At 72.1% G+C, this 13,278-nt stretch carries 12 protein-coding genes; 3 read left to right on the top strand and 9 right to left on the bottom strand.

The window, feature by feature from the left end; translation table 11 throughout:
* Positions 1–10: 10 nt before the first annotated feature.
* A complete protein-coding gene (locus tag ACTMTJ_RS22900; RefSeq protein WP_441219747.1) occupies positions 11–1,231 on the top strand; it encodes a glycosyltransferase family 4 protein in 1,221 nt (406 codons plus the stop codon).
* Positions 1,228–2,682, top strand: a complete 1,455-nt coding sequence (locus tag ACTMTJ_RS22895) for a lipopolysaccharide biosynthesis protein (protein ID WP_441219746.1) — start codon at positions 1,228–1,230, stop codon at positions 2,680–2,682. The genes ACTMTJ_RS22900 and ACTMTJ_RS22895 overlap by 4 nt, the downstream gene beginning before the upstream one ends.
* Before the next feature lie 12 nt (positions 2,683–2,694).
* Here the strand turns inward: ACTMTJ_RS22895 and ACTMTJ_RS22890 are convergent, their stop codons facing one another.
* The 7 genes from ACTMTJ_RS22890 to ACTMTJ_RS22860 are packed head-to-tail and all read right to left on the bottom strand — an operon-like array spanning position 2,695 to position 9,882.
* Complete coding sequence (locus ACTMTJ_RS22890; protein WP_441219745.1) at positions 2,695–3,711, bottom strand: TolB family protein; 1,017 nt, start codon at positions 3,709–3,711, stop codon at positions 2,695–2,697.
* Positions 3,708–4,970 carry an MFS transporter gene (locus tag ACTMTJ_RS22885; protein WP_441219744.1) on the bottom strand — a complete coding sequence of 421 codons (1,263 nt, stop codon included), beginning with the start codon at positions 4,968–4,970 and terminating at the stop codon, positions 3,708–3,710. Before ACTMTJ_RS22885 ends, ACTMTJ_RS22890 begins: the two co-directional genes overlap by 4 nt.
* An 11-nt stretch (positions 4,971–4,981) precedes the next feature.
* Complete coding sequence (locus tag ACTMTJ_RS22880) at positions 4,982–6,082, bottom strand: DegT/DnrJ/EryC1/StrS family aminotransferase (RefSeq protein ID WP_441219743.1); 1,101 nt, start codon at positions 6,080–6,082, stop codon at positions 4,982–4,984.
* Positions 6,079–6,756, bottom strand: a complete 678-nt coding sequence (locus ACTMTJ_RS22875; RefSeq protein WP_441219742.1) for a NeuD/PglB/VioB family sugar acetyltransferase — start codon at positions 6,754–6,756, stop codon at positions 6,079–6,081. The genes ACTMTJ_RS22880 and ACTMTJ_RS22875 overlap by 4 nt, the downstream gene beginning before the upstream one ends.
* The gene (locus tag ACTMTJ_RS22870) at positions 6,753–7,886 is read right to left on the bottom strand and encodes a DegT/DnrJ/EryC1/StrS family aminotransferase (protein ID WP_441219741.1); all 1,134 of its coding nucleotides are present in this window, start codon (positions 7,884–7,886) and stop codon (positions 6,753–6,755) included. Before ACTMTJ_RS22870 ends, ACTMTJ_RS22875 begins: the two co-directional genes overlap by 4 nt.
* A complete protein-coding gene (locus ACTMTJ_RS22865; protein WP_441219740.1) occupies positions 7,883–8,854 on the bottom strand; it encodes an NAD-dependent epimerase/dehydratase family protein in 972 nt (323 codons plus the stop codon). The genes ACTMTJ_RS22870 and ACTMTJ_RS22865 overlap by 4 nt, the downstream gene beginning before the upstream one ends.
* Positions 8,851–9,882 carry a Gfo/Idh/MocA family protein gene (locus ACTMTJ_RS22860; RefSeq protein ID WP_441219739.1) on the bottom strand — a complete coding sequence of 344 codons (1,032 nt, stop codon included), beginning with the start codon at positions 9,880–9,882 and terminating at the stop codon, positions 8,851–8,853. Before ACTMTJ_RS22860 ends, ACTMTJ_RS22865 begins: the two co-directional genes overlap by 4 nt.
* A 374-nt stretch (positions 9,883–10,256) precedes the next feature.
* On the opposite strand from ACTMTJ_RS22860, the gene ACTMTJ_RS22855 reads away from it, so the two are divergent.
* Complete coding sequence (locus ACTMTJ_RS22855) at positions 10,257–10,850, top strand: acyltransferase (RefSeq protein ID WP_441219738.1); 594 nt, start codon at positions 10,257–10,259, stop codon at positions 10,848–10,850.
* On the opposite strand, the gene ACTMTJ_RS22850 is transcribed toward ACTMTJ_RS22855, so the two are convergent.
* Complete coding sequence (locus tag ACTMTJ_RS22850) at positions 10,837–11,910, bottom strand: glycosyltransferase family 4 protein (protein ID WP_441219737.1); 1,074 nt, start codon at positions 11,908–11,910, stop codon at positions 10,837–10,839. The genes ACTMTJ_RS22855 and ACTMTJ_RS22850 overlap by 14 nt on opposite strands.
* Positions 11,911–11,929: 19 nt before the next feature.
* A complete protein-coding gene (locus ACTMTJ_RS22845; protein ID WP_441219736.1) occupies positions 11,930–13,195 on the bottom strand; it encodes a hypothetical protein in 1,266 nt (421 codons plus the stop codon).
* Between the last annotated feature and the right edge of the window lie 83 nt (positions 13,196–13,278).

Here is a 13,278-nt window from a genome sequence, read left to right as displayed (position 1 = left end):
GGAGAGTGACATGCGGCTGCTCGTCGGCTTGCACCATCTCGAGCTGGGGGGCAGCCAGCTGAACGCCCTCGACTTCGCACTCACGATGCGCGAACACGGCCACGATGTGGCCGTGTTCGGCGTCCACACCGGAGTGCCCGGGCCGATGGCCGAGATGGTCAGGTCAGCCGGCCTGCCGTTGAGCCTGGTGCGGCATCCGGTGGAGCGGCACAGAGCCGTGGTGCCGTACCGTCGGGCGGTCTCCCGCGGCCTTACCGCCGCGGCCAAGGCACACCGCGCGGACCTGGTGCACGTGTATGAGTTCCCGCTCGCCCTCGACGCGTTCGACGGGCCACACCTGCGGCTCGGCCTCCCGGTCGTGGTGACCATCTACGGCATGGCGGTGCCGCGCTGGCTGCCCCGCTATCCCGAGCTGATCGTCGGCACCCAGGAGCTGGTGGACGAGGCGGCGGCGTTCCGGGCGCGGCCGACGCTGATCGAGCCACCCGTCAACACCGACGCCGACGACGTCACAGCGGTCGACGGCCAGGCTTTCCGGGACACGCTCGGCATCCGCGATGACGAGCTGCTGCTCGGCGTCGTCTCCCGGCTTGAGCCGGACATGAAGGCCGAGGGCATCCTGCGGGCCATGGCCGCGCTGAGCCGGCTAGACGACGAGCGGCTGCGGCTGGTGGTGGTCGGCACCGGGCCGTCCGCCGGCGAGCTGCGAGCCGAGGCGGCGAAGGTCAACGAAGCGCTCGGCCGCCCGGCCGTGCTGCTGCCCGGCGCGCTGGAGGACCCGCGACCCGCGTACGCCGCGATGGACATCGCGCTCGGCATGGGCGGTTCGGCGCTGCGGGCCATGTCGTTCGGCCACCCGCTGGTCGTGCTCGGCATCGAGGGCTTTTCCCGGGAGTGCACCCCGGAGACGCTCGACCACTTCCTCAGCGCTGGCTTCTGGGGCATCGGCGACGGTGATCTCGACGCCGGCCCGCTTGCCGAGCAGATCCGCGTGCTGGCCGCCGATCCCACGCTTCGCGGTCGCCTCGGTGGGTGGTCGCGGCGCCTTGTGCTCGAGCGGTTCAGCCTCAAGGCGGCGGCCGACAAGCTCGCCGAGGTGTACGCCCGGGCGCTGGCGCAGCATCAGCCGCCCACTCGCCGGATCGGTGAGGCGGCCCGGGTCGCGGCGCACAAGGCGGCCGCCGACATGATGCCCGAGTCGGTCCGTCAGCGGCTCCGGCGGGCGCGGTGAGCCTCAAGGTCGCCGAGGACGCGTCGCTTTTCGCCAAGGCTGGTCGCGCGCTCGGCTGGAGTTTCGCCAGCACCGCGTTCGGCCGGCTGAGCACCCTGGTCATCGGCATCGCGCTGGCCCGCATCCTGGGTCCGGAGGCGTTCGGCACGTTCGCGGTCGCGATGGTGGCGCTACTCGCCGTGCTCAGCTTCAACGAGCTCGGCGTGAGCCTCGCGATCGTGCGGTGGCCGGGGGAGCCCAAGGAGATCGCCCCGACCGTGGCCACGGTCTCGGTGGTGGCCAGCTGCCTCGTGTACGCCGGCTGCTTCTTCGGCGCACCATTCTTCGCCTCCGCGATGGGCGACCCCACCGCCACCCCGGTGGTCCGCGTACTGGCGCTCAGCGTGATCGTGAGCGGGCTGGTCGCGACGCCGGTGGCGCTGCTTCAGCGGGGCTTTCGGCAAGACCGCAAGACGGTCGCCGACCTGACCACCAACTGGTCGAGCGCGCTGACCTCGATCGGCTGCGCACTGGCCGGCCTCGGCGCGATGAGCCTGGCGATCGGCCAGCTCACCGGCGCGATCGCCGGCGCGATCCTGTTCTTCCGCTTCGCGCCGGAAGGGCTGCGCTTCGGCTTCGACCGCCGCAAGGCACGCGAGCTGCTGCGCTTCGGGTTACCGCTGGCGGGTTCGAGCATCGTGGTCTTCGCCGCGACCAACGTTGACCGGCTCATGGTCGGTGCGCTGCTCGGTCCGGTGGCGCTTGGTTACTACGTGCTCGCCGTCAACCTCTCCAACTGGCCGATCAGCATCTTCTCCCAGCCGGTACGCGCGGTGGCGCCGGCGGCCCTGGCGCGGCTGCAAGGGGACGCGCCCGCTATGCGCACCGCGTTCCTTTCCACCGCCGGGCTCCTCGCCTCTGTGACGTTGCCCGCGTGCGTGCTGCTCGCCGCGGTCGCCGACCCGCTCATCCGGTTCGTGTACGGCGGTGTGTGGCAGCCGTCCGCCCCCGTGCTCGTGTGGCTGGCCGTCCTGGCCGCCGCCCGCATCGTGTTCGAGCTGATCTACGACTACTTCGTCGTCATCGCGAACACCCGGGTTGTCTTCACCGTCCAGGTGATCTGGCTGGTAGCGCTCGTACCAGCGCTTTGGCTGGGCGCGAATGCGGGCGGGCTCTGGGGCGCCGGCGCCGCCCAGGTGGCGGTCGCGTTGCTCGTCGTGCTGCCGATCTACCTGTTCGAGATGCGCCGGGTGGGCATACCGCCTGGCGCGTTCACCTGGCGGCTGGCGCTGCCGGTGGCCGGCGCGCTGGCGGTGGCCGCGGTGTCGCTGGTCGCCGGGCGGCTCAGTTCGATCGACGTGGTCGTGCTGGCGATCGCCGGAGTGGCTGCGGTAGCGACGATCGCGCTACTCGGCTACCGGATGCGTCACGTGCTGCGATCCCTGCGCACGGTCGGCGCGACGGCCGATTGAGGCGCGGTGCCGTCAGCGCACGACGGCCGGTGACCAGGCGTCCTTGACCAGCAGCCGCGGCGCGCCGGTGCCGTCCGCGGGCACCTGCCAGATGTCGCTACTGGCCGAGGACGCGCCGCCGCGGGGCAGGCCGTAGAGGATCGTCCTGTCGTCGAGCCACTCGGCCTGGTCGTCGACGCTCCGGGTCTCGGCCAGCACCGTCTCGCGGCCGCTCGCGAGGTCGTACACCGCGAGTCGCCACTGCCCGGCGGGCAGGTCGCCGTGGCGCTTGAACGCGATCCGGGTGCCGTCCGGCGACAGGGAGGGACACTCGGCGTCCTCGCGCAGCGCGGTGACCGTACGCGCGGAAAGGCTGCCGCGGACGAGCCAGGTCTTCTTGCCGGAGGCCGCGGTGGCGTAGAAGGTGTCGTCGTCGACGAACGTGACGCCCCAGAGGTTCTTGTCGATCGCCGTGACGGTCTTCCCGCCGACGGTCAGCCGGAACGTCTCGATGTCACCTACGACGTCTCCGCCGGCCCGGGTGACCACGGTCCGGGTGGAGAACTGGCCCGGGTTGGCGTAAGAGTCGCCGAAAACGAAAGCGGTCGTCGCGACCAGGCTGCCGTCCCGGGACAGCCGGGCCCGGCTCGGTATCCCGGTCAGCGGGAGATCCTGTGTGGGCTTCCAGTCCGGACCGAGCAGCTTCGCCTGGTAGGTAGTGACGATCCCGCGGTCGGCGGTGAGACAGACCGCCTCTGCCGCCGTCGCGTACACCCGGTCGCAGGTGGCGCCGGTGAGCGCGCGCGACCCGTCCGGTGCCCGCAGCGGCACCATCGCCACCTCGCCGTATCCGTTGCCCAGCGCGGTGTTGCGGAACACCAGGTGCGGCTCGCCGCGCAGGGCGTCGACGTCGTCGCGGACTGCCACATCCGGCGCGGCCGCCTCCTTCCGCTCCTGCGCGCGATGCTCGCTAAGCACGAAGCCGCTCGCGCCAGCGGCGGTGACGAGGAGGACGGCGACCAGGACGGCGATCCGCCAGCGCTGGCTCATGATTTCACCATCGAATCCACTAGCGGTGGGCGCCGGTCGATGCCGCGAAGCAGCATGACGGCGGCCGGGATGGCGGCGGACAGGGCGACGGAGACGATGACCAGCGCGGCGCCGCGGCCCGCGAACTGCCACAGGATGCCGAAGCCGAGCGATGCCGCGAAGCGGGAGAGCGCCACGACGGTCTGCGCGGCGGCGATGCCGCTGCCCCTGGTTTCCGCTGCCACGAGCCGGCTCACCAGCGCGGGCAGCACCCCGTCGGTAGCCGCGTAAAACGTGCCGAGCAGCGCCAGCACGGCCAGCGTCGCGGCGACCCCACCGGCCGGGCGGGCGGCAAGCAGGTAACCGACCACCAGCGCGAGGTGGCCGGCGACGAAGACGCGCGCGCGGCCCACGCGGTCGGCGAGGCGGCCGAACGGCACGGCCAGCGCGAGGTAGGCGACGTTGGTGCCGATGTAAAGCAGCGGGAAGTAGAGCGCGGCGAAGTCGTCCCGGTCCTGAAGCGAGAGGTAGATGAAGCCGTCGCCGACGGTGAGCAGGCCGAGCAGGCCGGCGGCGATCAGCGGGCGGCGCAGCGAGCGCCCTGCCAGCTCGCGGGCCACGCGCCGCAGCCCGACCCGGGTCGCGCTGGCCGCCGTGCGGAGGTTGGGGACCAGGAGCAGGAGTACCGCGACGCCCGCGGTGGCGAAGCCGAACGAGACCACGAAGACCGAGTCGTAGCTGTCGGCCACCTGCCAGAGCAGCGTGAACGCGAGCAGGGGCCCGAGCGCCGCGCCGAGCGTATCCAGCGTCCGGTGCACGCCGAATGAGCGCCCGAGCGTGGCCGGGTCGGACGAGGCGGCGATGAGCGCGTCGCGGGGCGCGGTACGCAGACCCTTGCCGAGCCGGTCGGCACTGGTGACGGCGGTGATCGCGGCGAACCCCTGCGCCGGCAGCAGCGCGATCCGGCTCAGCGCGGAGACGCCGTACCCCACCAGCGCGACGAGCTTCGGGTGCTCCCGCCGGTCGGCCGCGTATCCGCCGGCGATCCGGACGACCGCGCTCACGCCCTGGTAGATGCCGTCCCAAAAGCCGTACGCGGCAGGGCTGAGCCCGACCACCGCCGTCAGGTAGAGCGGCATCACCGACGCGACCATCTCCGAGGAGACGTCGGTGAGGAGGCTGACGACGCCGAGCAGGATCACGGTCGACGAGACCCGACGCGCGACGGCGCCCCCTGTCTGCGACTCTCCGGCGGGTCGATCCCGGACCGATACGTACACGGAGTCCTGCCTCAGCCGAGTGCGGCGGCCAGCTCCCGGACCACGCGCTCCTGCTGTGCCGGGGTGATCTGCGGGTAGATGGGCAGCGAGAGCAGCTCGGGCGCGATGCGCTCGGCGTGCGGGAATGAGCCCTTGCCGAGGCCCAGCCCGGCGAAGGCGCCGGTGCGGTGCACGGGCACCGGGTAGTGGATCGCCGCGCCGACGCCGGCCGCGTGGAGCTTGGCCAGCACCTCTTCCCGGCGGGGTACGCGCACGCAGTAGATGTGCCACACGTGCTCGTTGCCCTCGAGCGTCGTGGGGCGCACGACGTCGAGCCCTTCCAGCAGCGCGTGGTACCGGGCGGCGGCCGCCCGCCGGGCCTCGTTCCAACTGGCCAGCCGGGTCAGCTTGGCCCGCAGCACCACCGCCTGGAGCGCGTCGAGCCGGCTGTTGACGCCGACCACGTCGTGCGTGTATTTGGCCAGCCCGCCGTGGTTGGCGATCGTCCGCACCGCCTTCGCGAGCTCCGCATCGGCCGCCACAACCGCGCCGGCGTCACCGTACGCGCCGAGGTTCTTGCCCGGGTAGAAGCTCGTCGCGGCGATGCCGTCCGCGCCGGCGCCGCGCCCGAAGCGGGTCGCGCCCTGGGACTGGGCCGCGTCCTCCACGATCGCCACGTCGCTGCCGCCGAGCCGGGCCCGGATCCGCTCGACCGGCGCGAGCTGGCCGTACAGGTGGACCGGGACGATCGCGCGGGTCGCCGGAGTGACGGCCGCCAGCGCCGCGTCGACGTCGATCAGGTAAGTGTCCGGGTCGCAGTCGACAAGCACCGGGCGGGCGCCGGCCCGGGCCACCGCCTCCGCCGTCGCGATGAACGTGTTGGCCGGCAGGATCACCTCGCTGCCGGGGCCCGCCCCGACCGCCCGCAGCGCTAGCTCGATCGCGTCGGTGCCGTTTGCCACGCCGACACAGTGCGGCACCCCGGTGAACGCCGCGTACTCCTCCTCGAAGGAGGCCACCTCGGCGCCACCGATGAAGGCGGTGCCTCCGATGATCCGCTTGAAGCCGGCCTCGACCTCCTCCGCGACCTCGGCATGCGCGGCGGCCAGGTCGACCAGCGGGATGTTGCTCATTGCGTCTTCTCCTTGAAGAGCGATGCGGCATGCGCCGGGCGCAGGTGTCGGGCCGGGTTGCCGACCCAGACCTCGCCAGGCGGGATGTCGGCGAGCACGACCGAGCCCATGCCAACAAGCGAGTGCGCGCCGACAGTAACGGACTCCCGAATCAGCGCGCCGGCGCCGAGGTAGGCGCCGCGGCCGACGGTGACCCCGCCGCCGACCCGCACACCGGAGGCGATGGTGGCGAAGGCGGCCACCCGGTCGTCGTGGGTGAGCACGGTGTGTGGCATGACGGCGACGTGCGCGTCGACGGTCACATCGGCGGTGAGCACGACCCCGGCCAGCAGTACGGTGCCAGGCCCGATGAGGCTGCCGGCGCCAATCTGTGCGGCCGGGTGCACCAGCGTCGCGTACCGGTCCGCGGCGAGCCCGAGCCGGTCGACCACCCGCTCCCGCACGCCGGGGTCACGCGGGTTGCCGACGCACACCACGACGGCGGCGTCGGTCTCCGCGGCGGCGTCCAGGGGACCGAGCACGGGCACCCCCAGGCGCGTGGTGCTGTGCAGGGCCGGGTTGTCGTCGAGCAGGCCGCGCAGCCGCCACGCGGGCCGGACCTCGTTGATGGCGCGAACGGCGGCCACCGTTTCACGGGCGAAGCCGCCCGCGCCGACGATGACCAGATCCCTCATCTTCCGGCCAGCTTGCGCAGCACGCTGACGACGTGGTCTTGGTCGGTTTCGGTGAGCGCGTGGTGCAGGGGCAGGATCAGCGAGTCGCGGGTGAGCCGCTCGGTCACCGGCAGGGGCGCCGGGGTGACGTCCGCGTACGCCGGCTCCAGGTGAGCGGCCATGATGCCGCGCCGCGCCGATACGCGGGCCGCGGCCAGCTCGGACAGGACCTCGTCGCGCCCGACCGGGAACGACTCCAGCAGCACCCAGAACGACTGGTAGTTGGTCTCGCCGTACGCCGGGTCGCGCACCGGCACGAGGCCGTCGAGGTCGGCGAGCAGCTCCTGGTAGCGCGCGGCGAGCTCGCGGCGCTGGGCGACCAGACCGGCCAGCCGGCCCAGCTGTACGAGCCCGACGGCGGCCTGGATGTCGGTCATGCGGTAGTTGTAGGCGGTCTCCAGGTAGGCCTCGAGGACCGGCTGTGTGCTCGCGTGGCGGTCGGCGGCCGAGACGTTCATGCCGTGTTCGCGCAGCCGGCGCAGCCGGACCGCCCAGTCGCCGTCGTCGACGGTGAGCATGCCGCCCTCGCCGGTGGTGATCACCTTGCGCGGGTGGAACGACCACGCGGCCACCTTCGCGCCGGCGCCGACCGGCTTGCCGTACGCCGTGGAGCCGGCCGCGCAGGCCGCGTCTTCCACCAGCGCCACGCCCCACGAGTCGGCCGCGCTCCGCAGCGCCTCGACGTCGAACGGCACGCCGCCCTGGTGTACCGCGATGACCGCCCGGGTGCGCGGGGTGCGTGCCGCGTCGACGGTCTCGACGGTGAGGTTGCCGGTGGCCAGCTCGACGTCCGCGAAGACCGGGGTGGCGCCGACGTACCGCACGGCGTTGGCGGTCGCGATGAACGACAGCGACGGCACGATCACCTCGTCGCCGGGGCCGATCTCCAGCAGCACGAGCGCCAGGTGCAGCGCGGTGGTGCAGGAGCTGACCGCGACGCCGTGCTCGGCGCCGACGAGCGTGGCGAACCGCCGCTCGAACTCGGCGACCCGCGGGCCCTGCGCGACCCAGCCGGAACGGACGGCCTCGGCCGCCGCCTGCGCCTCCTCCTCGCCGAGCATGGGGATCATCACGGGGATCTTCGCGCTCACGACTTCGTCCCCCGCCACCAGTCGACCAGGCCCTGAAGGCCCTCGCGCAGGCCGATCTCCGCCTTGAAGCCGATCTCGTCCAGCGCCGCCGAGGTGTCCGCGAGCCGCCGGGTCACGCCGTTGACCGCGCGGGCCGGGCCGTGCTCCGGCGCGAGGTCGGACTTCATCACCTCGGTCAGCGCCGCCGCCAGCTCCTTGAGGCTCGTCTCGGTGCCGCTGGCCACGTTGTACACGGTGTCGGTCACGTCGGCGCGGGCCGCGAGCACGTTGGCGCGGGCGATGTCGGCCACGTGCACGAAGTCCATCGTCTGGAGGCCGTCGCCGAGGATCAGCGGGGGAGTGCCCGACTCGATCCGCTCCATCCAGCGGATCAGCACCTCGGTGTAGAGGCCGTAGATGTCCATCCGCGGGCCGTACACGTTGAAGTAGCGCAGCGCCACGTAGTCCAGCCCGTACATGCTGTGGAAGCTGCGCAGCGTGCCCTCGTTGAACGCCTTCGCCGCGCCGTAGAACGTGTCGTTGTTGTACGGGTGGTGGCGCTCGGTGGTCGGAAACTCCTCGGCCAGCCCGTACACGGAGGCGGACGACGAGGCGATCACCTTGCGCACCTGCTCCGCCGCGGCCGCCTCCAGCACGTTGAACGTGCCGTCGACGAGCACCTCGTTGGCCAGGCGCGGCTCCTCGGCGCACTGCGTGATGCGGATCGCGGCGAGGTGGAAGACGAGGTCGTTGCCCTTGGTCAGCTCGCGCACCAGCGCGGCGTCGCGGATGTCGCCCTCGACGATCCGCACCGGGCCGTGCTCCAGCGCCCAGGCGAGGTTGTCCTTGCGGCCGCGCACGAAGTTGTCGAGCACGACCACGTCTGCCGCGCCACCGCGCACGAGCTCGTCGACCACGTGCGAGCCGATCGTGCCGGCACCGCCGGTGACCAGCGCCCGCGTCCCCTCGATCTGCACCGCGGAAGTCACAGGTCCTCCTCGTCAAGGTCGATCATGGTGCCGCCGCTGGCGAGGCTACGCGACGCGGCCTCGAGGATGCTCAGCACCCGCAGGCCGGCCCGCCCGTCGGTCAACGCCGGAGTGCCGCTGTGGATCGCCCGCGCGTACTCCTCGACCATCGTGCGCAGCGCCTCACGCTCGCCGAGCGCCGGAGCGATCATGTCGCCGGAGCGGTAGGAGATCAGCATGTCTCGCCGCTGGTCGTCGGCGAGCTCGTCCGGCCCGGCCACGTCGACCCCGCGGTCGTAGAGGGAGAGCCGCTGGGACGGGTTGAGGTCGTCCCACACCAGCGTCCGCTTCGAGCCGCCGACGATCGTGGTGCGCACCTTGACCGGCGAGAGCCAGTTGACGTGGATGTGCGCGATAGCGCCCGTGTTGAGGTGCAGCGTGAGGTAGGCGACGCAGGCCCGGCCGGCGCCGATCCCATCGGCACCGTGTGCCGCGACGGACACCGGGCGCACGCCCGGCGGCAGCACGAAGTCGAGGATGGAAAGGTCATGCGGCGCGAGATCCCACAGCACGTCGATGTCGCGCTGCACGAGCCCCAGGTTGATCCGGACCGAGTCGAGGAAGTGCACGTCGCCCAGCTCGCCGCCGTGCACAAGCTCGCGGATGCGCAGGACCGCCGGCGTGTAGCAGTAGGTGTGGTCGCACATCAGCGTGAGCCCGCGCTGCTCCGCCTCAGTGACCAGCTGGCGCCCCTCGGCGTGGCTGGCGGCCAGTGGCTTTTCCACCAGCACGTGCTTGCCGGCGCGGAGCGCGGCCATCGCCACGTCGAGGTGGGTAGCGGCGGGTGTGGCGATCGCCACCGCTTGGACGCTCTCGTCGGCGAGCACCTCGGTCAGGTTGGCGGTCGCCTGGATCGTGGAGTATCCACCCAGGACCCGGCGGGCCCGCTCCACGTCGAGGTCGCACAGCCACCGCAGCCGGAAGGCACTCGAGGACTGGAAGTTGCGTACGAGATTGGGCCCCCAGTAGCCGGCGCCGATGACAGCCACGCCAATTGGCTCGGTGGCCGTGACAGGTGAGGTCACAGATGTCCCGTTTCGGTCCGTGAGAAGGATTTGTGCCACGAACCACCTGCGCCGTGGCATGGCGGACCGTGATCCGCTCCGGCAAGCTATCGTCCCGGCGCCCGCACGGGCCAGCGCACTGACGGAAATCCGGCAGAGAAAAGCAGGTCACCGGTATGTTTGGCGGCTCGGTCGAACCTGTCGGCCGATGCCACTCGCACACTCGGCGGCGCTTCCGCGCGGTCGGCAGTGCGCCCGGTCCGGTCGGTCCCGACGCCGCGTCGGGTTGGCGACTCCGCGTATATCACCTCCGACAGTAGGCTCACGCCGGACAAGCAGCAGGCACGGGAGGATCCGACATGACCGACGCCGTCGTCGCGCCGACTGCGGACGTAGACCCGCGGTCCCAGGTGGGGGCCGGCACCCGGGTCTGGCATCTGGCCCAGGTGCGCGAAGACGCGGTCGTGGGGCGGAGCTGCGTCATCGGCCGGGGGGCGTACGTGGGGCCCGGCGTCCGGCTGGGCGACAACGTCAAGCTTCAGAACTACGCGCTCGTGTACGAGCCGGCAGAGCTCGCCGACGGGGTGTTCATCGGGCCCGCAGCGGTGCTGACCAACGACGAGTACCCGCGGGCGGTCACTCCGGAGGGCCGTCTCAAGGGGGGCGACGACTGGACGGCGGTCGGCGTGGTGGTGGGCGAGGGCGCCGCGATCGGCGCCCGGGCGGTGTGTGTGGCGCCGGTGCGGATCGGCCGGTGGGCCCTCGTCGCCGCCGGTGCGGTCGTGACCAAAGACGTGCCTGACTTCGCGCTCGTCGTCGGTGTCCCGGCGCGGCGGGTGGGTTGGGTCGGGCGAGCCGGCGAGCCGCTGGTGGCCAAGGGCGACGGCCAGTTTGTGTGCCCCCGCTCCGGCAGCGTTTATACCGAGGTCGACGGCACGCTCACCGAGGGCTGAAGCCCATCGCGGTGTAGAAGGCGCGCAGGTCTTCGGCCAGCCCTTCCGCGGAGTATCGGGCCAGCACCCGCTCGGAGGCGGTCCGGCCGAGCTTGCTGAACCCTTCCGGATCGGCGTCGTACGACGCGCAGGCCTCGGTGGTGGCACGGGCGAAGCCGACGAGGTCACCGTCGTCGACCGCGGTGCTGTAATCCGGGTCGAAGAACTCGCGGCCGGCCAGCCCGTGGTAGCCGACGACGTAGGCGCCGCTCGCCATCGCCTCGGCCGGCGGCAGGCCGAAGCCCTCGCGGTCGCTGAAGCTGAGATGGATCGCGCTGCCCCGCATGATCTCCGCGGTCTCCCGCTCGGTGCGGTTTTCGATCGGCACGACCTCCCAGCCGCGCAGTGCGTCGCGGGAGCGGAGGATGTGCAGGAGTTGCGCGCGCTCGCGTGCCCGGCGGGTCGTGGTGAACGAGATCCGCCGTCCGGGCGGGCCTTCACCCGGGTGGAAGAGTGCCGGGTCGATGGCGTTGCGGGTGAGGTGCACGGGCAGTTGCGGAAACGCATACTCGAGGAGGTCGGCGTTGTCCCGCGAGACGGTGAGGATCGCGCGGATGTTGTCGTGCCCCGCGTATGGGGCGCCCGGGCCGGTCTCGCCGTACGGAACGTAGTCCCAGGTGTCGTACGCCCGCTGGTTGAAAATGACGACCCGGATGTCGCGCGGGATCCGGTCGAGGGTCGGCCCGTACCACTCCGGGACCACGAGCAGGTCCTCCGGGCCGATCCGGGTCTGCGACGTGTACTCGATGCGGGTCTGGTTTTCGAACCACGTGCTGCGGAAGCCGTCGGTGCCGTGCAGCACGGTGGCTTCGACGCCCATCCGCCGTAGCGCGTCGACATGCCGGTAGATGACCCGGATGCCGCCGATCGGCAGGTCGAGGTCGGGCCCGAGGTAGTAGACGGTGGGCGTCCTGGACTCGGGTGCGGTGTGCAACGCCGGTGGCTGGCGGCGGCGTAGCTCGCGCTGGAGCCGGAAGGCCTCCAGCCTTTGGTTGGCTTTTCCAGCAAGGCGCGAGATCACGACATCTCCGGTGCGGTGGTCAACGGGACAGGTACGAACACGGAAGCGAGGTGGTCCAGTCGGGCGGTATGGCCACCTCGACATTCTGCCCGGGTACCCGCTGGCACTCCTGACGGACGACGTCCAGCTCGTCACTCCATTGTGGACCATCCGCACGGAGGTTGTCGACGCGGAGGTTTACCGCGGCGATCAGCGTGAGTAGGGCGGTGAGCGCGTACAGCGGCAGCCGTGAGCCGGCCGGCTGTAGCAGTGCCACGAGCGCGGTGACCACGAGCATCGCGGGCGCGACGGCGTAGCGCGGGGTGGCCGTGCCGGCCAGCAGCACGGGCACCATGTAGAGCGCGGCGGCGTGCAGTCCGGCCACGACGGCGAGCGTCCAGGCCGGGCGGGTGCGCCGGGTGTATGCGACGAGCAGCGCGGCCGCCACGACGAGCCAGGCGACCGCGGCCAGGGCCACCCAGCGGGTGTCGACGCTGTCGCCGAGCCAGCGTTCGCCGATCAGTGGCGCGGGCACCGCGCGCAGCAGGAAGCCGGTGACCGCGAGCACGGGGTCGGGGGCGAGGTCGCGTTCGCTCGAACCGCCCAGCAGGCCGGCGAACTGGACCAGCAGCCCCACCGCGAGCCCGCCGGCCAGCGCGATGCCGTGCCGGTCGCGGCCGGGTGAGCGGCGCAGCGCACGCCACAGGGCGAGCGGGACGAAGACGACGGCGATGATGTCGCTGGCCGCCACGAGGAACGTCACCGCCACGGCCACCGCGCGACCGGCCGGCCGCGACGGTGTCCAGATCAGCACCCAGAAGAGTGCGTACAGGCCGTACCAGTGGAAGTTGGCGATGGAGTTGAGCACGTCGCCTTGCGCGAGCGGGACGACCACGACGACGGCCGAGACGAGCACGCGGGAGAGTTGCCCGGTGAGGTGGCTGCCGCTGGCCGTGTACACAAGCAGGGCCAGCAGGGACACCGCGAGCGCCGCCTCCAGCGCCAGGACCGCCGAGGCGGCGCCGGCCGGGAAGAGCGACGCGACCGCGGCCATCAGGCGGGGTACGGCGTGGAAGTAGCCGGCATACGACGTGACGAGCGCGTCGAGCGGGCCCTGGCGTACGGCCTCGCCGAGGAAGACGTCGCCGTCTTCGGCCCAGATCGTGTCGAGCGCGCCGGCGCCGGGCTGGCGCAGGAGACCGAGCGCGGTGCCCAGGGCGACGGCTGCGACGCCGAGCGCGACGGTCCGCCAGCGGCCGGTGCGGGTCTGCGCGACCCGCACCGGCTCGGCGAAGAGGGTCGTCACAGCCGTCCGTCGTGTACGGCCTGGGTCACCCATGGGACGACCTCGTCGAGCATCGTGTCCAGGCTGGTGGTCGCTTCGAAGCC

The organism is Phytohabitans sp. LJ34 (assembly GCF_052068095.1).
GTDB lineage: Bacteria > Actinomycetota > Actinomycetes > Mycobacteriales > Micromonosporaceae > Phytohabitans.
This window is presented reverse-complemented; position numbering and strand designations above follow the sequence as displayed.